Raw genomic sequence first — 18,632 nt, 5'->3', positions numbered from 1 at the left:
TGCCATGTCTGACACTTTGAAGATGATCTTCGGCCGGCTCTCGATCGAGAGCCTGCCGATCCACGAGCCGATCGTCGTCGCCACCTTCTGTGGCGTCGCGCTCGGCGGCATCGCGCTGCTGGGCGCGCTGACCTATTTCCGCCTGTGGGGCTATCTCTGGAAGGAGTGGTTCACCACCGTCGATCACAAGCGCATCGGCATCATGTACATGGTGCTGGGCCTGGTGATGCTGCTGCGCGGCTTCGCCGACGCGATCATGATGCGCGGCCAGCAGGCAATGGCGTTCGGCGCCAACGAGGGCTATCTCAACGCCCATCACTATGATCAGGTGTTCACCGCCCACGGCGTGATCATGATCTTCTTCGTGGCGATGCCCTTCGTCACCGGCCTGATGAACTTCGTGGTGCCGCTGCAGATCGGCGCGCGTGACGTCAGCTTCCCGTTCCTGAACAATTTCAGCTTCTGGATGACGGCGGCGGGTGCGGCGCTGGTGATGGCTAGCCTGTTCATCGGCGAGTTCGCGCGGACCGGCTGGCTGGCGATGGCGCCGCTCTCGGGCCTCGACTATTCGCCGGACGTGGGCGTCGACTATTATGTGTGGGCCTTGCAGATCGCGGGTGTCGGCACGCTGCTCTCGGGCGTCAACCTCGTCGCCACCATCGTCAAGATGCGCGCGCCGGGCATGGGCCTGATGAAGATGCCGATCTTCACCTGGACCGCGCTGGCCACCAACATCCTGATCGTCGCCGCCTTCCCGGTGCTGACCGCGGTGCTCGCGATGCTCAGCCTCGACCGTTATGTCGGCACGCACTTCTTCACGAACACCGCCGGCGGCAACCCGATGATGTACGTGAACATGATCTGGATCTGGGGTCACCCGGAGGTGTACATCCTGATCCTGCCGGCGTTCGGCATCTTCTCCGAAGTCACCTCGACCTTCTCGGGCAAGCGCCTGTTCGGCTATACCTCGATGGTCTACGCCGTGCTGGTCATCACCATCCTGTCGTACCTCGTCTGGCTCCATCACTTCTTCACGATGGGCTCGGGCGCGAGCGTGAACAGCTTCTTCGGCATCACCACGATGATCATCTCGATCCCGACGGGTGCCAAGATCTTCAACTGGCTGTTCACCATGTACAAGGGCCGCATCCGCTTCGAACTGCCGATGATGTGGACGATCGCGTTCATGCTGACCTTCGTGATCGGCGGCATGACCGGCGTGATGCTGGCGGTCCCCCCGGCCGACTTCGTGCTGCACAACTCGCTGTTCCTGGTCGCGCACTTCCACAACGTGATCATCGGCGGCGTGCTGTTCGGCCTGTTCGCCGGCATCAACTACTGGTGGCCCAAGGCGTTCGGCTTCAAGCTCGACAAGAAGTGGGGCCTGGTCTCCTTCTGGTGCTGGGTGGTGGGCTTCTGGGTGGCGTTCACGCCGCTCTACGTCCTCGGCCTGATGGGCGTGACCCGTCGCCTGCGCCACTTCGACGATCCGAGCCTGCAGATCTGGTTCGTGATCGCCGCGATCGGCGCCGCGATCATCGCCGTCGGCATCGCTGCCTTCCTGCTCCAGATCTTCGTCAGCATCCGCAACCGCGAGGCGCTGCGCGACGACAGCGGCGATCCCTGGAACGCCCGCACGCTGGAATGGGCGACCTCGTCGCCGCCGCCGGCCTATAACTTCGCGTTCTCGCCCGTCATCCACGATCTGGATGCCTGGTACGACATGAAGTCGCGCGGCGCGGTGCGCCCGGTGTCGGGCTATCTGCCGATCCACATGCCGAAGAACACCGGCGCCGGCATCATCCTGGCGGGCTTCTCGCTGGTCTTCGGCTTCGCGATGATCTGGTACATCTGGTGGCTCGCGGCCGCGTCGTTCCTGGGCCTGCTCGTCACGGCGATCGCCCATACCTTCAACTATGATCGCGACTTCTACATCACGGCAGAAGAAGTGACCGAAACCGAGAATGCGCGCACCGCGGTGCTGGCGCGCGTGGGAGCCTGACGCGATGAGCGCCACGACAGTACCCAAGGGCAAGACGCCCGTCTTCTACCAGCTCGAGGAGGAGCATCACGAACCCGGCGGCAGCACGCTGCTCGGCTTCTGGATGTACCTGATGAGCGATTGCCTCATCTTCGCGATGCTGTTCGCGGCCTGGGGCGTCTATGGCACCAGCTATGCGGGAGGCCCCACCTCCCACGAGCTGTTCGAGCTGCCGCTGGTGGCGGTGAACACGGCGATGCTGCTGTTCTCGTCGATCACCTATGGCTTCGCGATGATCGCCATGCAGGAACAGCGCAAGGGTGCCGTCCAGGCCTGGCTGTTGCTGACCGCATTGTTCGGTGCCGCCTTCCTCGGCATCGAGCTCTACGAGTTCTCGAACCTGATCCATGAAGGTGCGGGTCCGTGGCGCTCGGCGTTCCTGTCCTCGTTCTTCACCCTGGTGGGCACCCACGGCCTGCACGTCACCTTCGGCCTGATCTGGCTGTTCACGCTGATGGTGCAGATCGGTCGCAAGGGCCTGATCCCGGCCAATGTCCGTCGCTTGCAGTGCCTGTCGCTGTTCTGGCACTTCCTCGACGTTATCTGGATCGGCGTGTTCACCTTCGTCTATCTGTTTGGAGCCATGCGATGAGCGCGCACCCCCACAGCCACGCCGGCCATGACCATGGTCACGGCCACGATCATGGCCATGACGCGCCGCACTCGACCCGCGGCGGCTACATCACCGGCTTCCTGCTCTCGGTCGTTCTCACCGCGATCCCCTTCGGGATCGTGATGGGCGGCTGGATCGCCGACACCCGCGTGGCGGTGGCGATCTGCGCGGCGCTGGCGATGGTGCAGATCGTCGTCCATATGGTCTACTTCCTTCACATGAACAGCAAGTCGGAGCAGGGCTGGACCCTGATGGCGCTGGTGTTCACGATCATCATCATCGTCATCGCGCTCGCGGGCTCGCTGTGGGTGATGTACAACATGAACCTCAACATGATGCCCGGGATGGCTTCCGGCGCCGGCATGTGAGCCGGCCGGCTTCCCGCAACGGGCTGGCGATCGCGCTGCTGCCGCTGATCGCCATCCTCCTCGGCCTCGGCATCTGGCAGGTCGAGCGCCGCGCCTGGAAGCTGGCACTGATCGACCGGGTAGAGCGGGGGCTGGCCACGGAGCCGGTTCCCGCCCCCGGGCCCGCCGAATGGCCGGGCATCGATAGCGAAGCGAGCTATCGCCGCGTCCGGGTCACCGGCACCTATCTTCCCTGCCGCACCAAGCTGGCCCAGGCCGTCACCGAGATCGGGCCCGGCAAATGGGTGATGACCCCGCTGGTCACGGCACGCGGCTTCACCGTCTTCGTCAATCGCGGCTTCCTGCCGGACGGCCAGCAACTGCCCGACTGCATCACCACCAGCGTGAAGCCGGTGAGCATCTCCGGCCTGCTGCGCCTGAGTGAGCCCAAGGGCGGTTTTCTCCGTTCCAACGATCCCGCCGCCAATCGCTGGTATTCGCGCGACGTGGCGGCGATGGGGCAGGGGCTGCCGCAACTCGCCCCCTATTTCATCGATGCCGATCGCAGCGGCGACGGCTGGCCGCGCGGCGGCATGACCGTCGTCCGCTTCAGCAACAACCATCTCGTCTACGCGCTGACCTGGTTCGGCCTCGCCCTGCTGACCGCCTGGTTCGCCTGGCGGGCGTGGCGTGGACGCGGAGACGCATGACCACGGCGACGCCGGAGGAAGCCGCCCGCCGCAACCTGTTGCTGCTGGTCCAGCTGCGCTGGCTGGCGGTGCTGGGGCAGCTGACCACGATCCTCGGCGTCCACCTGGTTTTCGACGTGCGGCTGCCGCTGGTGCCGATGCTCGTCACGGTGGGTGTGCTGGTGTCGCTCAACCTGGCGATGTATCCGGCCCGCGCGCTCCGCCCCGCGACCAATGCACAGGTGATGGCCGGGCTGCTGGTCGACGTGATGTGCCTGACCGTGCTGCTCTACCTGAGCGGTGGCGCGACCAATCCCTTCGTCTCGCTCTATCTGCTGCAGGTGGTGCTGGGCGCGGTGCTGCTCGAGACGGCGTCGAGCTGGGCGCTGGTTTTCCTCACCAGCGCCGCCTTCGCCTTTCTGGCGGTGGTGCATCGGCCGCTGCCGTTGCCGCCGATGCTGTCGACGTCACTGTCGGGCGCCTTCCTGTTCGCCTTGTGGTTCAACTACACGCTCACCGCGACGCTGATCGTCCAGTTCGTCACCCGCATCGCCCGTAACCTGCGCGATCGCGACGCGCGCCTTGCCGAGCTGCGCCAGCGCGCGGCCGAGGAGGAGCATATCGTCCGCATGGGGCTGCTCGCCAGCGGCGCCGCGCATGAACTGGGGACGCCACTCGCCTCGATCTCGGTCGCGCTGGGCGATTGGCGCGCGGACAGGAAGATCGCCAAGGACCCGCAGCTCAGCGCCGAGGTGGCGGACATGCAGGCCGAGGTCGCGCGCTGCAAGGCGATCGTCGCTGGCATCCTGTTCGCCGCGGGCGAGATCAGCGGCGAGGCGCCCGAGCGCACCACGCTGCGCCGCTTTGTCACCGGGCTGGTCGAAGGCTGGCCACGCAACGACAGCGTGATCCTCGACTATCGCCTGGGCAGCGACCTGCCGATCGTGGCCGATCGCGCGCTTGGCCAGTCGATCGTCAACCTGCTCGACAATGCCGTGGAAGCGGGCGCGACTCGCATCCGGCTTTCGGTCGGGCAGGATGACGATGCGCTGGTCCTGTCCGTCCGCGACGACGGTCGCGGCTTCCCCGAGGAGATCCTGCCGCGCATCGGCGACCCCTACAACAGCAGCAAGGGCCGGCAGGGGGCCGGTCTCGGGCTGTTCCTGACGCACAATGTGCTACGGACCCTGGGCGGCACGCTGACGGCGCGCAACTGCGAGGCCGGGGGTGCCGAGGTGCTGCTCCGCGTGCCGCAGGCGGCGCTCGCTCTTGAGGACGAAACCGAATGACCGCGCATAAATTGTTGATCGTCGAGGATGATGCGGTGTTCGCGCGTACGCTGGGGCGTTCCTTCGAGCGGCGCGGCTATACGGTCGAGGTGCGCAACGGGCCCGAGGATTTGGAGCCGCTCGCACGGGCGTTCGCGCCGGATCGCGCCGTCGTCGACCTGCGACTGGGCGGCAGCTCGGGGCTGGTCTGCGTCAAGCAGCTGCACGAGATCGATCCCTCGATGCGGATCGTCGTGCTCACCGGGTTCGCCAGCATCAGCACCGCGGTCGAGGCGGTCAAGCTGGGTGCCACCAACTATCTGATGAAGCCGGCCAATACCGACGACATCGAGGCCGCGTTCGACCGCGTCGACGGCGATGTCGATACCGAGCTCAAGGCGCGGCCGACCTCGATCAAGACGCTCGAATGGGAGCATATCCACCAGACGCTGGCGGATACCAACTACAACCTGTCCGAAGCCGCGCGGCGGCTGGGGCTGCACCGCCGGACGCTCGCGCGCAAGCTGGACAAGAAGCACCTCTGACGGGCGCCGTCAGCCCTCCAGCACGCGATCGTCGAACAGGCCGTAGGCGAGGGTGGAGGCATAGAAGGCCACCGCCCGCTCGCGCGGCATCGTGCCCGCCCATTTGCGCATGTCGAACGCCGCATTCTGCAGCGCCATCAACGCCTGGCTGGCGACCAGCGGATCGATCGGGCGGATCGTCCCTTCGGCGATGCCGTCGGACAGCATGCCCGCGAAGCGCCGCGCGATCCGGTTCGAGCGATCGAGCATCGTGTTGCGGACGTGCGGGGGCAGGCCGGACAGCGCGGTCGTGCGCAGCAGCGGCCCGCGCTCGGAGAACTGATAGTCGAGCAGCGTCGCCAGCGTGCTTTCGATCCGCTGCCACTGGCTCCCCGCATGACCCTCGGCCAGCCGTTGCGCATCGGCGAGGATGTCGAAGCTGCGCTTGTAGCAGGCGATCACCAGATCGTCCTTGGCGTCGAGATGGTGGTAGAAGCTGCCCTTGGTGACGTTGAGCTCGGAGGCGATGCGCTGCACCGAGGCGCCGCGATAGCCGAGCTCGTTGATCAGTCGAGTGGCGGCGAGCAGAAATGCCTCGCGACCGGGCTCGGGCTCGTCATGCACCAGCTCGAACAATTCGGGCGCCCAGGTCTGGCCGGGGGCGGCGATGCCGTGGCGGAACACGTCCATCAGCCGCGCCTCGACGCGCGGATATTCGTCGATCTCGTAGCGGGTGATCCAGGCGTTCAGCCAGAAGCTGTTCTCGAGCAGCACGTGCGCGCGGGCCCCGCGCAGGTCGGTCTCGGCGCGGCTGCCGTCGCTGCCCCACAGGCTGCGGGTCTTGCGGAAGACGTTGCGCCAGCCGGTGAGCAGCTTGCCCTTGAGCGGTTCCTCCATCGCGCGCAGGTCCGAGAGCATCGCCACGGCCTGTTCCTCGCCGCGCCCGATCCGCGCCAGCCGCTCCATGTTGATAGCAAGGAAGCGGGCGACGCGCGCCTCGGGGGTCGGCTCGGCGAGCGCTTGATCGAGAATGTCGTGCAGCCAGGCCAGCGTCTGCTCGAACGCGGCGGCGGCCAGATCTTCCTTGCGCTTGAAATAATAGGTGACCGAGGTGGTGTTGAGCCCCACGCGCCGTGCGACATCGGCGAAGGTCATGCCCTTCGCGCTCTGCTCGTTGATCGCGGCGGCGGCGGCCGCCAGAATGGCGTCGCGCTTGGCCTGGAACCGCTTGGTGTTGGTGGTCTCGGTCTTGGGCGGCGATTGCATCCCCTCAGCTTAGCCGTTTCCGTGGCGCGCCCAAATGGTTTTTTGATGTCGGTATGCGGGAATTTGATCGGGCAGCGCCCTTTACCGAATATCGGGTACGGGCTAGGCTGCCTCCAAAGAACGACAGGAGAGCGATGCCATGGACTTCACGCTGAACGCGCGCGAAACCCATTTCCGCGACCGGGTGAAGGCCTTCATGGACGCCGAGATCCGCCCGCGCGAGGCCGAATATCGCGCCGCCGCCGTGGCGGGTGAGCGCTGGTCGGTCAATCCGGTGCTGGAGGACGTCAAGGCGCGCGCCAAGGCTGCGGGGCTATGGAATTTCTTCATGCCGCCCCAGTCCGGGCGCTCCCATGTCGACGACAGTTTCGTCTTCGAGGGCGAGCAGCTCACCAATCTGGAATATGCGCTGTGCGCGGAGGAAATGGGTCGGGTTGGCTGGGCATCGGAGGTGTTCAATTGCTCGGCGCCCGATACCGGCAACATGGAAGTGCTCCACCGCTACGGCACGCGGGCGCAGAAGGATGCCTGGCTTGCCCCGCTGATGCGCGGCGAGATCCGCTCGGCCTTCCTGATGACCGAGCCCGCGGTAGCCTCGTCCGACGCCACCAATATCGAGACGCGGATCGAGCGCGACGGTGATCATTATGTGATCAACGGGCGCAAATGGTGGTCCTCGGGCGCTGGCGATCCGCGCTGCAAGATCGCCATCCTGATGGGGAAGACCGATTTCGGCGCGGCGAAACATGCCCAGCAGAGCATGATCCTGGTCCCGCTCGACACGCCAGGCGTGACCATCGAGCGGATGCTTTCGGTTTTCGGGTATGATCACGCGCCGCATGGCCATGCCGAGATCGTGCTGCGCGACGTGCGCGTGCCGGCGGACAATCTGCTGCTCGGCGAAGGGCGTGGCTTCGAGATCGCGCAAGGGCGGCTCGGGCCCGGCCGCATCCACCATTGCATGCGCACCATCGGCGTGGCGGAAGAGGCGATCGGGGCGATGGCCAAGCGCCTCGTCAGCCGCGTCGCCTTCGGCAAGCGCATCGCGGACCATTCGATCTGGGAGCAGCGCATCGCCCGCGCGCGGATCGACATCGAGATGACGCGGCTGCTCTGCCTCAAGGCCGCCGACATGATGGACAAGGCCGGCAACAAGGCCGCCCAGCTCGAGATCGCAATGATCAAGGTGCAGGCGCCTGCCATGGCGCTGCAGATCCTCGACGACGCGATCCAGGCGCATGGCGGGGCAGGGGTGAGCGACGATTTCGACCTCGCGCACAACTGGGGCAGCGTCCGCACCCTTCGGTTGGCGGATGGCCCGGACGAGGTCCATGCCCGCGCGATCGCCCGCGCCGAGTTCGGCAAATATGCCGAGTTCGAGGCGGACCGCGCCTCTTCCGGCGATCTCGGCGTGAGCCGGTAGGAGGGGCGGGTATGAAAGCAGCCGTCCTGTTCGAGGCCAAGACCCCGCTTGCGATCGAGGAGGTCGCGGTGTCGAAGCCCGGCCCCCGCGAAGTGCTGATCCGCACCGCCGCGGTGGGGGTGTGCCGCTCCGATCTGCACTTCGTCGACGGCGCCTTTCCGCACCCGGTGCCGACCGTGCCGGGGCATGAGGCGGCGGGGGTGGTGGAGGCGGTGGGGTCGGATGTCGCGCATCTGCGGCCCGGCGACCATGTCATCACCTTCCTCACCGCCTTTTGCGGGTCGTGCGAATATTGCGTGACCGGGCGACCCTCGCTGTGCGTCGATCCCTCCACGCGGCGACCTGCCGAGGCCGAGCCGAGGCTGAAGCTGGCCGATGGCAGGCCGCTCGCGCCCTTCCTCAACCTCTCCGCCTTTGCCGAGATGATGCTGGTCCATGAAAATGCCTGCGTCGCGATCGCCAAGGACATGCCGCTGGATCGCGCCGCGCTGCTCGGCTGCGCAGTGATCACCGGCGCGGGCGCGATCTTCAACGACAGCCGCGTGCGACCCGGCGAAAGCGTGGCGGTGATCGGCGCGGGCGGGATCGGGCTCGCTGCGATCAACGCCGCCAAGATCGCCGGCGCCGGGCAAATCCTCGCGCTGGACCCGGTGCCCGAGAAGCGCGCGCTCGCCGAGAAGATGGGGGCGACGCACACGCTCGATCCGACGGAGGAGGGCATCGCCAAGCAGGTGCTCGCGCTGACCGGCGGCGGGGTGCATTATGCGATCGAAGCCGTCGGGAGGCCCGTGACGGCGGAGCTTGCCTGGCAGATCCTGCGGCGCGGCGGCACCGCGACGATCCTCGGCATGATCGCGCCGGGGCAGAATGTGAGCCTGGCGGGGCACACGTTCCTGACCGGCAAGAAGATCCAGGGCTCGCTGCTCGGCAGCACCCGCTTCCCGATCGACATGCCGCGGCTGGTCCAACTCTATCTCGACGGCAAGCTCGACCTCGACACGCTGGTCGCCGAGCGCATCCAGTTGCCGCAGGTCAACGATGCGCTGGAGAAGCTGCGACAGGGCACGAGCGTCCGTTCGGTGATCAGCTTCGCATGAGCGACCTCGACGAAACCCGCCTCGCCGCCTGGGCCTCGGTGCATGTGCCCGGCTTCACCGGTCCCGTCACCGTTACGAAGTTCCCGGGAGGCCAGAGCAACCCCACCTATCGTATAGAAAGTTCGGGCGGCACCTATGTCCTCCGCCGCAAGCCATTCGGCACGATCCTGCCTTCCGCCCACGCGGTCGAGCGCGAATATCGGCTGATCGCGGCGCTGCATCCCGCCGGCTTCCCGGTCGCGCGGCCCTATGCGCTGTGCGAGGATCGGCAGGTGATCGGCGCGCCCTTCTACCTGATGGAGATGGTGGAGGGGCGGACCTTCTGGGACGGATCGCTGCCGGACATGGCGCCGGGCGAGCGCACCGCGATCTACGAGGCGATCGTCGACACGCTCGCCGCGCTGCACCGGATCGATCCGGAGGCGGTCGGCCTCGGTGATTACGGCAGGCCGGGCAATTATTTCGCCCGACAGGTCGAGCGCTGGACCCGCCAATATCGCGCCAGCCAGACCGAGGATCTGCCCGAGGTGGAGGCGCTGATCGATTTCCTGCCGCGCACGGTGCCGCCGCAGACCCAGACCAGCATCGTCCATGGCGATTACCGTATCGACAACATGATCTTCGCCGCCGATCGCCCGCAGGTGCTGGCGGTGCTCGACTGGGAATTGTCGACGCTCGGCGATCCGCTCGCCGATTTCTCCTATTTCCTGATGAACTGGGTGACCGAGCCGGAGGGCCGATCGGGCGTGAAAGGGCTGGCCGGGCCGGAGACGGGCATCCCGACGATCGAGGACATGGTCGCGCGCTACTGCGCCGCCACGGGGCGGGACGGCGTGCCCGATCTCGACTGGTATTTCGCCTACAACCTCTTCCGCCTGACCGGCATCGTCCAGGGGATCAAGAAGCGGATGCTCGACGGCAATGCCTCGAGCACGCAGGCGGCCAGCACGGTCGAGCGGCTACCGGGACTGGCGTCGGCGGCATGGCATTTTGCGCAAAGGGCAGGGGCATGAGCGGCGGGTTGGATTTCACCGGCAAGGTCGCGGTGGTAACCGGCGCCGCGTCCGGCATTGGCCGGGCGACGGTGCGGGCATTCGCCATGCAGGGTGCGAAGGTAGTGGCGGCGGACCGCGATGCTGGCGTGCATGCGGCCATTTCGGGGGTCGACGGGGCGCTCGCCCTCGAGATCGATGCGTCTGACGAGAATGACGTGCAGCGGCTTGTTGAGACCGCGTGCGAACAGTTCGGCGGGCTGGACATTTTCTATGCCAATGCGGGCATCTCCGGTGGTACTGCCGGAATTTTCGACGCCGATGTAGCACTTTGGGCGGAAGTGCTACGGGTCAATCTCATTGGCCCGGCCCTTGCCATCAAGCATGCGGCGCCGCGAATCGTCGAGCGCGGCGGCGGCGCAATCCTGTGTACCGCGAGCGTTGCGGGGCTTCGCTCGGGGGCAGGCGGCACGCCCTATTCGGCGTCCAAGGCGGGCGTGATCAACCTGGTGCAGACCGCGGCGCAGCAGCTCGCCACCTCCGGCGTGCGGGTCAACGCGATCTGCCCCGGGTTGATCGAGACCGGCATGACCCAGCGCGCCTTCGACCATGCGCGCGAGCAGGGGAAGGAAGAGAAGCTCGGCCAGCTCAATCCCTTGCGCCGGGCAGGGCGGCCCGAGGAAATCGCGCAGGTGGCGCTGTTCCTTGCCTCCGATGCGGCCAGCTATGTCAACGGGCAGGCGATCGCGGTGGACGGCGGGCTCAGCAGCAGCCACCCGGTCACGCGGCAGGTGTTCGGCAAGTCGGCATTTTGAGCCGCGACATGCCGCCCGGCGTTGAGGAAAATTTCAACCTGCCGCCCCTACGGTATGCTCCGGAGGTCTGGCCAATCCCTTGACATGGGCGCGCGGATTGGTCAGGCCAGCGGCAACAAACAGCCTATAGAGGTAGCTCGATGAAGATCGTCTCGGCCAAGGTTATCGTAACCTGCCCCGGCCGCAATTTCGTGACGCTGAAGATTCACACCGATCAGGGCGTATACGGCATCGGCGACGGCACGCTCAACGGCCGCGAGCTGGCGGTGGTCTCCTATCTCGAGGATCACGTCATCCCCTGCCTGATCGGCATGGACCCGCGCCGGATCGAGGATATCTGGCAGTATCTCTATCGCGGTGCCTATTGGCGCCGCGGCCCGGTGACGATGCGCGCGATCGCCGCGGTCGACATGGCGCTGTGGGACATCAAGGGCAAGATGGCCGGCATGCCGGTCTACCAGCTGCTCGGCGGCCGCAGCCGCGACGGCGTGATGGTCTATGGCCATGCCAACGGCGCCGACATCGAGCAGACCGTCGACGCGGTCGGCAAGTATATCGACCTGGGCTACAAGGCGATCCGCGCGCAGACCGGCGTGCCGGGCATCAAGGACGCGTACGGCGTCGGCCGCGGCACCATGTATTACGAGCCCGCCGATGCGGCGCTGCCCTCGGTCACCGGCTGGGATACGCGCAAGGCGCTCAACTATGTGCCCAAGCTGTTCGAGAAGCTGCGCGCGACCTACGGTTTCGACCATCACCTCCTGCACGACGGCCACCATCGCTACACGCCGCAGGAGGCCGCCAATCTCGGCAAGATGCTCGAGCCCTACCAGCTGTTCTGGCTCGAGGACGTGACTCCGGCCGAGAACCAGGAAGCGTTCAAGCTGATCCGCCAGCACACCGTCACCCCGCTGGCGGTGGGCGAGATCTTCAATACGATCTGGGACGCCAAGGACCTGATCCAGAACCAGCTGATCGACTATCTGCGCGCGACCGTGGTCGGCGCCGGCGGCCTGACGCACCTGCGCCGCCTGGCCGACCTCGCCAGCCTCTACCAGGTCCGCACCGGCTGCCATGGTGCTACCGACCTGTCGCCGGTGACGATGGGCTGCGCGCTCCACTTCGACACCTGGGTCCCGAACTTCGGCATCCAGGAATATATGCGCCACTCCGAAGAGACCGATGCGGTGTTCCCGCACGACTACAGCTTCGACAAGGGCTATCTGTTCTGCGGCGAGGCGCCGGGTCACGGCGTCGACATCGACGAGGAGCTGGCGGCGAAATATCCGTACAAGCCGGCCTATCTGCCGGTCGCGCGGCTCGAAGACGGGACCATGTGGAACTGGTGAAGCGTGCCGGGGCGGCGCTGCCGTCGCCCCGCTGTTTCGACCAAGAAAAAGGCGGCCGTGGAACCCCATGGCCGCCTTTTTTCATGTTCCGTGTGAAGGTTCAGTCCTTCCAGGCCCACCAGAGCTGGGCCGGCGGGATGTTCCACCATTCCATCTCGTGCTCGATATTGTCCCAGTGCGGCGTCAGGAAGTTCCGGACATTGGGGTTGTACTGGTAGACCAGGAACGCGCCGCCCGGCCGCAGGATCTCGCGCGTCGCCTTGGCGATCGCGTCGCCGATGCCGTCGGGCAGGGTCGAGAAGGGCAGGCCCGAAGCGATATAGTCCGCCTGCTCGAACCCGTTGTCGCGAATGATCTTCTGCACATCCGCGGCCGAGCCGAGCACCGCGACGAAGCGCGGATCGTCGATCGACTGGCGCAGATAGCGGATGAAATCGGGATTGGTGTCGATCACGATCAGCTTGCCGTCGGGCCCGAGCCGCTCGAGGATCGGGCGGCTGAAGGTGCCGACGCCCGGGCCATACTCGACGAACAGCCTGGTGTTCGCCCAATCGACCTTGCTCAGCATCCGGCGAATCAGCCGGCCCGAGGACTGGGCGACCGCGCCGACCATCACCGGGCGCTTGAGGAATTGCTGCAGGAAGAACATCGTCGGCGAGGGCACACCGGCCGGGCGGGTGCGACGGGCGCTCCGGCGTTTTGCGGTGGCGGTCGAAGGGGGCATGGGCTTCCTTACGAAAATATGACGCTTCGCGGACATCGGTTGCGCAAAATCCGTCGGATATGCAAGCGACCGTCGTCGAAAAGCATCCCGATCCTGGCCACGGCAACAACGCCGGAGAGCCGCTTTGTTGCCCTGCATTTTCCCGGAGCACCGGAGTGGCTAGGAAATCTGCGGCGGGACGGTTACAACCCGCGCGCATGACATCGCTCGATAAGCCGCCTCTGGGCACCTCGACGGTGAAGTGGCGTTTTCCCGATATTCACCCCGAGGGCCGCAAATATGTGCTGATCGCCGCTGCGATCGCCGTTGCCAGCCTGTGGGTATGGGACGTCCTCACCTGGCCGCTTCTGTTCCTGACGCTCGGCGTCGCCGCCTTCTTCCGGGATCCCGTGCGGGTGACGCCGGTGGAGGAGGGCGTGCTCGTCGCCCCCGCCGACGGGCTCGTCACCATGATCCAGCGCGTGCCGCTGCCGCTCGAGCTTGCCGGGCCGCACGCGCTCGGCACCGAGCCGATGGTGCGCGTTTCGATCTTCATGAGCGTGTTCGACGTGCACGTGAACCGCACGCCGATCACCGGCACGATCCGCCACGTCATCTATATCTCGGGCAAGTTCCTGAACGCCGATCTCGACAAGGCGAGCGACGAGAACGAACGCCAGCACATGGTGGTCGAGGATCGCGACGGGTTGCGCATTGGTTTCACGCAGATCGCGGGTCTGGTCGCGCGTCGCATCGTCGCCTTCGTCAAGCCTGGGGACATGGTGGTGGCCGGCCAGCGCATTGGCCTCATTCGCTTCGGCAGCCGCGTCGATGTGTTCTTGCCCGAGGAATATGGCGCGCAGGTGATCCTCGGACAGCGCACCATTGCGGGGGAGACGATCATCGCCCGCCGCGCTATCCAGAACGCCACCGGGGTCGCGCAATGAGCAACGAACGCCCGCGCTTCCGGCGCGGGCCCGATCGGCGGGGGGTGGGTCGCAGGCCGGCATTGCCGCGTGGCATCCCGCTTCGCGCGGTGCTCCCCAACGCCGTTACGGCGCTTGCGCTCTGCTCCGGCCTTACCGGAATCCGTTTTGCGATCCTGGGCAACTGGGAGGCGGCTGTGCTGATGGTGCTCGCCGCCGCGGTACTGGACGGCATCGACGGGCGCATCGCCCGGCTGGTACGCGCTGAGAGCCGCTTTGGCGCCGAGCTGGACAGTCTGTCCGATGCAATCTCCTTCGGCGTTGCGCCCGCGTTGATCCTCTATCTCTGGTCGCTCCAGGCGCTGGGGCGTTTCGGCTGGCTGGTCGCGCTGCTCCACGCGCTGTTCTGCGCGCTGCGGCTCGCCCGTTTCAATGCCCAGATCGATCTGGCCGAGCAGCCGCACAAGTCTGCGGGCTTCCTCACCGGCGTTCCGGCCCCCGCCGGTGCGGCGCTCGCCTTGACGCCGGTCTATCTGTGGCTGTGGACCGGCGAGGCGATCACCCGCGCGCCGATCGTCATCGCCATCTGGACGGTGCTGATCGCGATCCTGATGGTCTCCAGCGTTGCGACCTTCGGCCCGAAAATCCGGCTGCGCCAGAATGTCCGGTTCGAGGCCATTGCGGTGCTGGTCGCCCTCGCTGCCGCACTCGTATCGGCGCCCTGGACCACGCTGGCGATCGTGGCAATTGCCTATCTCGCCAGCATTCCGTTCAGCATGCGGGCCTACCGCCGGATCAGGCGGCTGCGCGCTGCGGGCGGGGACGCGGCATCCGCGCAGGAACCGTCCGTACCCTGACGCGCGACAGGCGCGGCGACGGGGCGGGAAGCGCTACCGGCCGCGCCATGCCGAACAATTCGGCGAAGCGATGCAGTTGCGGATGAATGCTTGCGTAGAGCGTCCAGACGGCGGCCGTAAAAGCCGACCCGAACAGAAAAAAGACAGCGAATCCAGTCATTACCCGGCTCCTGATCTTCAACGCCGATCCCAGCGGAACCCAAGAACCTCGAACCGTCGAGAGTCTCGCCTGTTCCATCAGTCGCGTTCTGATCGCTCTATGTTCTATTCCTGTTCCAACGTCAAGCTATGTTCCGATAATGTTCCAGCTTGTGTCGTGGCACGCAATCGACTAAGCGGCCCGCCTCAACCCCGCATGGGAAGCATCATAACCCGGTGTTCGGAGCATTTCCGAATTCCCGCTTCCCAGAGGACCAACCGGAAGGAGTTATCCCTATGGCGGCACCCGTCGTCACCATGCAGCAGCTGCTCGAATCGGGCGCGCACTTCGGTCACCAGACCCATCGCTGGAACCCGAAGATGAAGCCCTACATCTTCGGTGATCGCAACGGCGTTCACATCATCGACCTGTCGCAGACCGTTCCGCTGTTCGCCCGCGCACTCGAGTTCGTCAGCTCGACCGTCGCCGCCGGCGGCAAGGTGCTGTTCGTCGGCACCAAGCGCCAGGCGCAGGAGCCGATCGCCGAGGCAGCGCGTCGTGCAGGCCAGCACTTCGTCAACCACCGCTGGCTGGGCGGCATGCTCACCAACTGGAAGACCATCAGCAACTCGATCAAGCGCCTCAAGACGCTCGAAGAGCAGCTGTCGGGTGACACGCACGGCCTCACCAAGAAGGAAGTGCTGCAGCTCACCCGCGAGCGCGACAAGCTCGAGCTCTCGCTCGGCGGCATCCGCGACATGGGCGGCATCCCCGACATCATGTTCGTGATCGACGCGAACAAGGAAGAGCTGGCGATCAAGGAAGCCAACACGCTGGGCATCCCCGTCGTCGCCGTGCTCGACTCGAACGTTTCGCCGGACGGCATCGCGTTCCCGGTTCCGGGCAACGACGACGCCAGCCGCGCCATCCGCCTCTACTGCGAAGCCATCGCCATCGCCGCGACCCGCGGCGGCCGCGAGGCGCTGATGCAGCAGGGCTATGACTTCGGTGCTGCCGAGCAGCCGCCGGTCGAGGAAGCCGTCGAAGGCTGATCGCCCGCGTCATCGAACCGTAATCGGGGCGGGGCAGGGCGCACGCACTGCTCCGCCCGACTTTTAACTGAGGAATAGAGACATGGCCGAGATCACTGCAGCCGCCGTCAAGGAACTCCGCGAAAAGAGCGGCGCCGGCATGATGGATTGCAAGAAGGCGCTCTCCGAAACCAACGGCGACATGGAAGCCGCGGCTGACTGGCTGCGCGCCAAGGGCCTGGCCGCCGCCGCCAAGAAGTCGAGCCGCACCGCTGCCGAGGGCTTGGTCGGCCTGGCCGTTGCCGGCACCAAGGGCGTTGCCGTCGAGGTGAACTCGCAGACCGACTTCGTCGCCAAGAACGAGATCTTCCAGAACTTCGTGCGCGAGACCACCGCGCTGGCGCTGGAAGCCGGCGACGACATCGCGACCATCAAGGGCGCGAAGATGGAGTCGGGCCAGACCGTCGACGAGACGCTGACCGCCAACATCGCCACCATCGGCGAGAACCAGGTGCTGCGTCGCGCCAAGAAGGTCGAAGTCGCCAAGGGCGCGGTGATCCCGTACGTCCACAACGCGGCGGCGCCGGGCCTCGGCAAGATCGGCGTGCTCGTCGCGCTCGAATCGGAAGCCGGTGTCGACGTGCTCGAGCCGCTCGGCAAGCAGCTGGCGATGCACATCGCCGCCGCCTTCCCGCTGGCGCTGGACGAGAGCGGTCTGGACCAGGACGTGCTCGCCCGCGAGCGCGCGATCGCAGCCGAAAAGGCTTCCGAGAGCGGCAAGCCGGCCGAGATCATCGAGAAGATGGTCGACGGCGCGGTGAAGAAGTTCGCCAAGGAGAATGCCCTGCTCAGCCAGCTGTTCGTGATGGACGGCAAGACCCCGGTTTCGGACGTCATCGCCAAGGCGGCGAAGGACTCGGGCTCGGCGATCGTGCTGAAGGACTATGTCCGCTTCCAGCTCGGCGAAGGCATCGAGAAGGAAGAGAGCGACTTCGCTGCCGAAGTGGCGGCGACCGCCGGTCTCACCAAGTAATCAGGCGTGCCGGGAGGGGCCGTTTCGACGGCTTTTCCCCGGCATCCACGCTTGTTCGCGCGGCGCGGCTCCTCTAGGGTCCGCGCCGCTTCGCTGTCCGCTTCTCAAGATTTCAGGAAACCCATGACCGTATCGACCTTCCGCCGCATCCTTCTCAAGCTGTCGGGGGAGGTCCTGATGGGCCAGGGTCAATTCGGCATCGATCCGGAGACCTGCGAGCGCGTCGCGCTCGAGGTGAAGGAGGCCAAGGAAAGCGGCCTGGAAATCTGCATGACCGTGGGCGGCGGCAACATCTTCCGCGGCATCGCCGGCGCCGCGCAGGGCTTCGACCGCGCCAGCGCCGATTACATGGGCATGCTTGCGACGGTGATGAACGCGCTCGCGATGCAGAACGCGCTCGAGAAGGTCGGCGTCGAGACCCGCGTCCAGTCCGCCATCCCGATGGCCAGCGTCTGCGAGCCCTATATCCGCCGCCGCGCCGAGCGGCACATGGAGAAGGGCCGCGTCGTGCTGTTCGCCGCAGGCACCGGCCTGCCGTTCTTCACCACCGACACCACCGCCGCGCTGCGCGCCGCCGAGATGAAGTGCGACGCGCTGTTCAAGGGCACCTCGGTCGACGGCGTGTACGACGCCGATCCCAAGAAGGTACCGACCGCGAAGCGCTACGAGACGCTGAGCTACGACCGCGTCCTTGCCGACAATCTGAAGGTGATGGACGCCTCCGCCGTGGCGCTGTGCCGCGACAACCATATTCCGATCGTGGTGTTCAACATCCGCGGCGAGGGCAATCTCGCCTCGGTGCTCCGGGGCGAGGGGACTTCCACCATCGTCCAGGATGCGGACGCCGCGTAACCCACTGTACCCAAGCTTCAAGGAACGCCGAAAATGGCCGCATATGACAAGGCAGATCTCGAGCGCCGCATGGCCGGCGCCGTGGAATCGCTCAAGCACGATCTGACCGGTCTCCGCACCGGCCGCGCCTCGACCACGCTGCTCGATCCGGTGACCGTCGAGGTCTATGGCTCGCACATGCCGATCACCCAGGTGGCGACCGTCTCGGCGCCCGAGCCGCGCATGCTCTCGGTGCAGGTGTGGGACAAGTCGAACGTCGGACCCGTCGACAAGGCGATCCGCTCGGCAGGTCTGGGCCTCAACCCGATCGTCGACGGCCAGACGCTGCGCCTGCCGATCCCCGACCTGACCGAGGAGCGCCGCAAGGAGCTCGCCAAGCTGGCCAACCAGTACGCCGAGAAGGCCCGTATCGCCGCGCGCAACGTGCGCCGCGACGGCATGGACAGCCTGAAGACCGACGAGAAGAAGGGCGTGTTCGGCGAGGACGAGCGCAAGCGCCACGAAACCGAGGTCCAGAAGATCACCGACGCGACGATCGCCGAAATCGATGCGGCGGCGGCAGCCAAGGAAAAGGAAATCCTGGGCAAGTGATCCGCCCGGGAGGTTCTGGTGCGGCCGAAAGGGCAGGGCGCGGTGGCCGTTAAGCTGGCCTCCGCTTCGGGCGGCG

General features: G+C 66.3%; 19 protein-coding genes. 17 read left to right on the top strand and 2 right to left on the bottom strand.

The features are described from left to right. Positions 1–4: 4 nt before the first annotated feature. From cyoB to ABIC65_RS03450, 6 genes are read left to right on the top strand one after another with little or no spacing between them, the layout of a single operon-like run. Positions 5–2,002: a cytochrome o ubiquinol oxidase subunit I gene (gene cyoB, locus ABIC65_RS03475; protein WP_354306763.1), complete on the top strand. Its 1,998-nt coding sequence runs from the start codon at positions 5–7 to the stop codon at positions 2,000–2,002. A 4-nt stretch (positions 2,003–2,006) separates the two neighbouring features. Then, a complete protein-coding gene (gene cyoC, locus ABIC65_RS03470) occupies positions 2,007–2,633 on the top strand; it encodes a cytochrome o ubiquinol oxidase subunit III (protein WP_084581123.1) in 627 nt (208 codons plus the stop codon). Then, positions 2,630–3,022 (top strand): cytochrome o ubiquinol oxidase subunit IV, encoded by a 393-nt coding sequence (cyoD, locus tag ABIC65_RS03465; RefSeq protein WP_354306762.1) that lies wholly within the window; start codon positions 2,630–2,632, stop codon positions 3,020–3,022. The genes cyoC and cyoD overlap by 4 nt, the downstream gene beginning before the upstream one ends. Then, on the top strand, positions 3,019–3,711 hold the full coding sequence (locus ABIC65_RS03460) for an SURF1 family protein (protein ID WP_354306760.1): 693 nt from the start codon (positions 3,019–3,021) through the stop codon (positions 3,709–3,711). The genes cyoD and ABIC65_RS03460 overlap by 4 nt, the downstream gene beginning before the upstream one ends. Continuing rightward, positions 3,708–4,979 (top strand): ATP-binding protein, encoded by a 1,272-nt coding sequence (locus ABIC65_RS03455; RefSeq protein ID WP_354306759.1) that lies wholly within the window; start codon positions 3,708–3,710, stop codon positions 4,977–4,979. The genes ABIC65_RS03460 and ABIC65_RS03455 overlap by 4 nt, the downstream gene beginning before the upstream one ends. Further along, positions 4,976–5,503, top strand: coding sequence for a response regulator transcription factor (locus tag ABIC65_RS03450; RefSeq protein WP_354306757.1), 528 nt, complete (start codon positions 4,976–4,978; stop codon positions 5,501–5,503). The genes ABIC65_RS03455 and ABIC65_RS03450 overlap by 4 nt, the downstream gene beginning before the upstream one ends. Positions 5,504–5,512: 9 nt before the next feature. On the opposite strand, the gene ABIC65_RS03445 is transcribed toward ABIC65_RS03450, so the two are convergent. Continuing rightward, positions 5,513–6,748, bottom strand: coding sequence for a TetR/AcrR family transcriptional regulator (locus ABIC65_RS03445; protein ID WP_354306755.1), 1,236 nt, complete (start codon positions 6,746–6,748; stop codon positions 5,513–5,515). A gap of 139 nt (positions 6,749–6,887) precedes the next feature. On the opposite strand from ABIC65_RS03445, the gene ABIC65_RS03440 reads away from it, so the two are divergent. From ABIC65_RS03440 to manD, 5 genes are all read left to right on the top strand, one after another. Beyond that, the gene (locus ABIC65_RS03440; RefSeq protein WP_354306753.1) at positions 6,888–8,171 is read left to right on the top strand and encodes an acyl-CoA dehydrogenase family protein; all 1,284 of its coding nucleotides are present in this window, start codon (positions 6,888–6,890) and stop codon (positions 8,169–8,171) included. 11 nt (positions 8,172–8,182) lie between these two features. After that, on the top strand, positions 8,183–9,268 hold the full coding sequence (locus ABIC65_RS03435; protein ID WP_354306752.1) for a Zn-dependent alcohol dehydrogenase: 1,086 nt from the start codon (positions 8,183–8,185) through the stop codon (positions 9,266–9,268). Beyond that, positions 9,265–10,281 (top strand): phosphotransferase family protein, encoded by a 1,017-nt coding sequence (locus ABIC65_RS03430; protein ID WP_354306751.1) that lies wholly within the window; start codon positions 9,265–9,267, stop codon positions 10,279–10,281. Before ABIC65_RS03435 ends, ABIC65_RS03430 begins: the two co-directional genes overlap by 4 nt. Continuing rightward, complete coding sequence (locus ABIC65_RS03425; RefSeq protein WP_354306750.1) at positions 10,278–11,075, top strand: SDR family NAD(P)-dependent oxidoreductase; 798 nt, start codon at positions 10,278–10,280, stop codon at positions 11,073–11,075. Before ABIC65_RS03430 ends, ABIC65_RS03425 begins: the two co-directional genes overlap by 4 nt. Positions 11,076–11,215: 140 nt before the next feature. Continuing rightward, a complete protein-coding gene (gene manD / locus ABIC65_RS03420; protein WP_093292584.1) occupies positions 11,216–12,424 on the top strand; it encodes a D-mannonate dehydratase ManD in 1,209 nt (402 codons plus the stop codon). Between the two features lie 100 nt (positions 12,425–12,524). On the opposite strand, the gene ABIC65_RS03415 is transcribed toward manD, so the two are convergent. Further along, positions 12,525–13,148 (bottom strand): class I SAM-dependent methyltransferase, encoded by a 624-nt coding sequence (locus ABIC65_RS03415; protein WP_354306749.1) that lies wholly within the window; start codon positions 13,146–13,148, stop codon positions 12,525–12,527. 197 nt (positions 13,149–13,345) lie between these two features. Here ABIC65_RS03415 and ABIC65_RS03410 point away from each other — a divergent pair, with 197 nt between their 5' ends. From ABIC65_RS03410 to frr, 6 genes are all read left to right on the top strand, one after another. Continuing rightward, positions 13,346–14,074 carry a phosphatidylserine decarboxylase gene (locus tag ABIC65_RS03410; RefSeq protein WP_354306748.1) on the top strand — a complete coding sequence of 243 codons (729 nt, stop codon included), beginning with the start codon at positions 13,346–13,348 and terminating at the stop codon, positions 14,072–14,074. Beyond that, on the top strand, positions 14,071–14,910 hold the full coding sequence (gene pssA / locus ABIC65_RS03405) for a CDP-diacylglycerol--serine O-phosphatidyltransferase (protein ID WP_354306747.1): 840 nt from the start codon (positions 14,071–14,073) through the stop codon (positions 14,908–14,910). Before ABIC65_RS03410 ends, pssA begins: the two co-directional genes overlap by 4 nt. Positions 14,911–15,345: 435 nt before the next feature. Next, positions 15,346–16,101, top strand: coding sequence for a 30S ribosomal protein S2 (rpsB, locus tag ABIC65_RS03400; protein WP_019369395.1), 756 nt, complete (start codon positions 15,346–15,348; stop codon positions 16,099–16,101). Positions 16,102–16,183: 82 nt separating this feature from the next. Beyond that, positions 16,184–17,113 (top strand): translation elongation factor Ts, encoded by a 930-nt coding sequence (gene tsf / locus ABIC65_RS03395; protein ID WP_010544557.1) that lies wholly within the window; start codon positions 16,184–16,186, stop codon positions 17,111–17,113. Positions 17,114–17,236: 123 nt separating this feature from the next. Further along, positions 17,237–17,965, top strand: a complete 729-nt coding sequence (pyrH, locus tag ABIC65_RS03390) for a UMP kinase (RefSeq protein WP_354306746.1) — start codon at positions 17,237–17,239, stop codon at positions 17,963–17,965. Between the two features lie 33 nt (positions 17,966–17,998). Further along, positions 17,999–18,556 (top strand): ribosome recycling factor, encoded by a 558-nt coding sequence (gene frr / locus ABIC65_RS03385; RefSeq protein ID WP_121076988.1) that lies wholly within the window; start codon positions 17,999–18,001, stop codon positions 18,554–18,556. Positions 18,557–18,632 lie beyond the last annotated feature (76 nt).

The sequence above is a fragment of the Sphingomonas trueperi genome, assembly GCF_040545665.1.
Lineage (GTDB): Bacteria > Pseudomonadota > Alphaproteobacteria > Sphingomonadales > Sphingomonadaceae > Sphingomonas > Sphingomonas trueperi_B.
The sequence above is the reverse complement of the archived record's forward strand: the minus strand, read 5'-3'. Positions and strand labels throughout refer to the sequence as shown.

Bases quoted from the DNA above. Each gene is read 5' to 3' on its own strand.
- ABIC65_RS03430 (WP_354306751.1), top strand. From the start codon at position 9,265: ATGAGCGACCTCGACGAAACCCGCCTCGCCGCCTGGGCCTCGGTGCAT.
- ABIC65_RS03450 (WP_354306757.1), top strand. From the start codon at position 4,976: ATGACCGCGCATAAATTGTTGATCGTCGAGGATGATGCGGTGTTCGCG.
- ABIC65_RS03435 (WP_354306752.1), top strand. From the start codon at position 8,183: ATGAAAGCAGCCGTCCTGTTCGAGGCCAAGACCCCGCTTGCGATCGAG.
- tsf (WP_010544557.1), top strand. From the start codon at position 16,184: ATGGCCGAGATCACTGCAGCCGCCGTCAAGGAACTCCGCGAAAAGAGC.
- ABIC65_RS03455 (WP_354306759.1), top strand. From the start codon at position 3,708: ATGACCACGGCGACGCCGGAGGAAGCCGCCCGCCGCAACCTGTTGCTG.
- manD (WP_093292584.1), top strand. From the start codon at position 11,216: ATGAAGATCGTCTCGGCCAAGGTTATCGTAACCTGCCCCGGCCGCAAT.
- ABIC65_RS03445 (WP_354306755.1), bottom strand. From the start codon at position 6,748: ATGCAATCGCCGCCCAAGACCGAGACCACCAACACCAAGCGGTTCCAG.
- ABIC65_RS03440 (WP_354306753.1), top strand. From the start codon at position 6,888: ATGGACTTCACGCTGAACGCGCGCGAAACCCATTTCCGCGACCGGGTG.
- ABIC65_RS03410 (WP_354306748.1), top strand. From the start codon at position 13,346: ATGACATCGCTCGATAAGCCGCCTCTGGGCACCTCGACGGTGAAGTGG.
- ABIC65_RS03415 (WP_354306749.1), bottom strand. From the start codon at position 13,148: ATGCCCCCTTCGACCGCCACCGCAAAACGCCGGAGCGCCCGTCGCACC.
- ABIC65_RS03425 (WP_354306750.1), top strand. From the start codon at position 10,278: ATGAGCGGCGGGTTGGATTTCACCGGCAAGGTCGCGGTGGTAACCGGC.
- rpsB (WP_019369395.1), top strand. From the start codon at position 15,346: ATGGCGGCACCCGTCGTCACCATGCAGCAGCTGCTCGAATCGGGCGCG.
- pssA (WP_354306747.1), top strand. From the start codon at position 14,071: ATGAGCAACGAACGCCCGCGCTTCCGGCGCGGGCCCGATCGGCGGGGG.
- cyoB (WP_354306763.1), top strand. From the start codon at position 5: ATGTCTGACACTTTGAAGATGATCTTCGGCCGGCTCTCGATCGAGAGC.
- cyoD (WP_354306762.1), top strand. From the start codon at position 2,630: ATGAGCGCGCACCCCCACAGCCACGCCGGCCATGACCATGGTCACGGC.
- pyrH (WP_354306746.1), top strand. From the start codon at position 17,237: ATGACCGTATCGACCTTCCGCCGCATCCTTCTCAAGCTGTCGGGGGAG.
- cyoC (WP_084581123.1), top strand. From the start codon at position 2,007: ATGAGCGCCACGACAGTACCCAAGGGCAAGACGCCCGTCTTCTACCAG.
- frr (WP_121076988.1), top strand. From the start codon at position 17,999: ATGGCCGCATATGACAAGGCAGATCTCGAGCGCCGCATGGCCGGCGCC.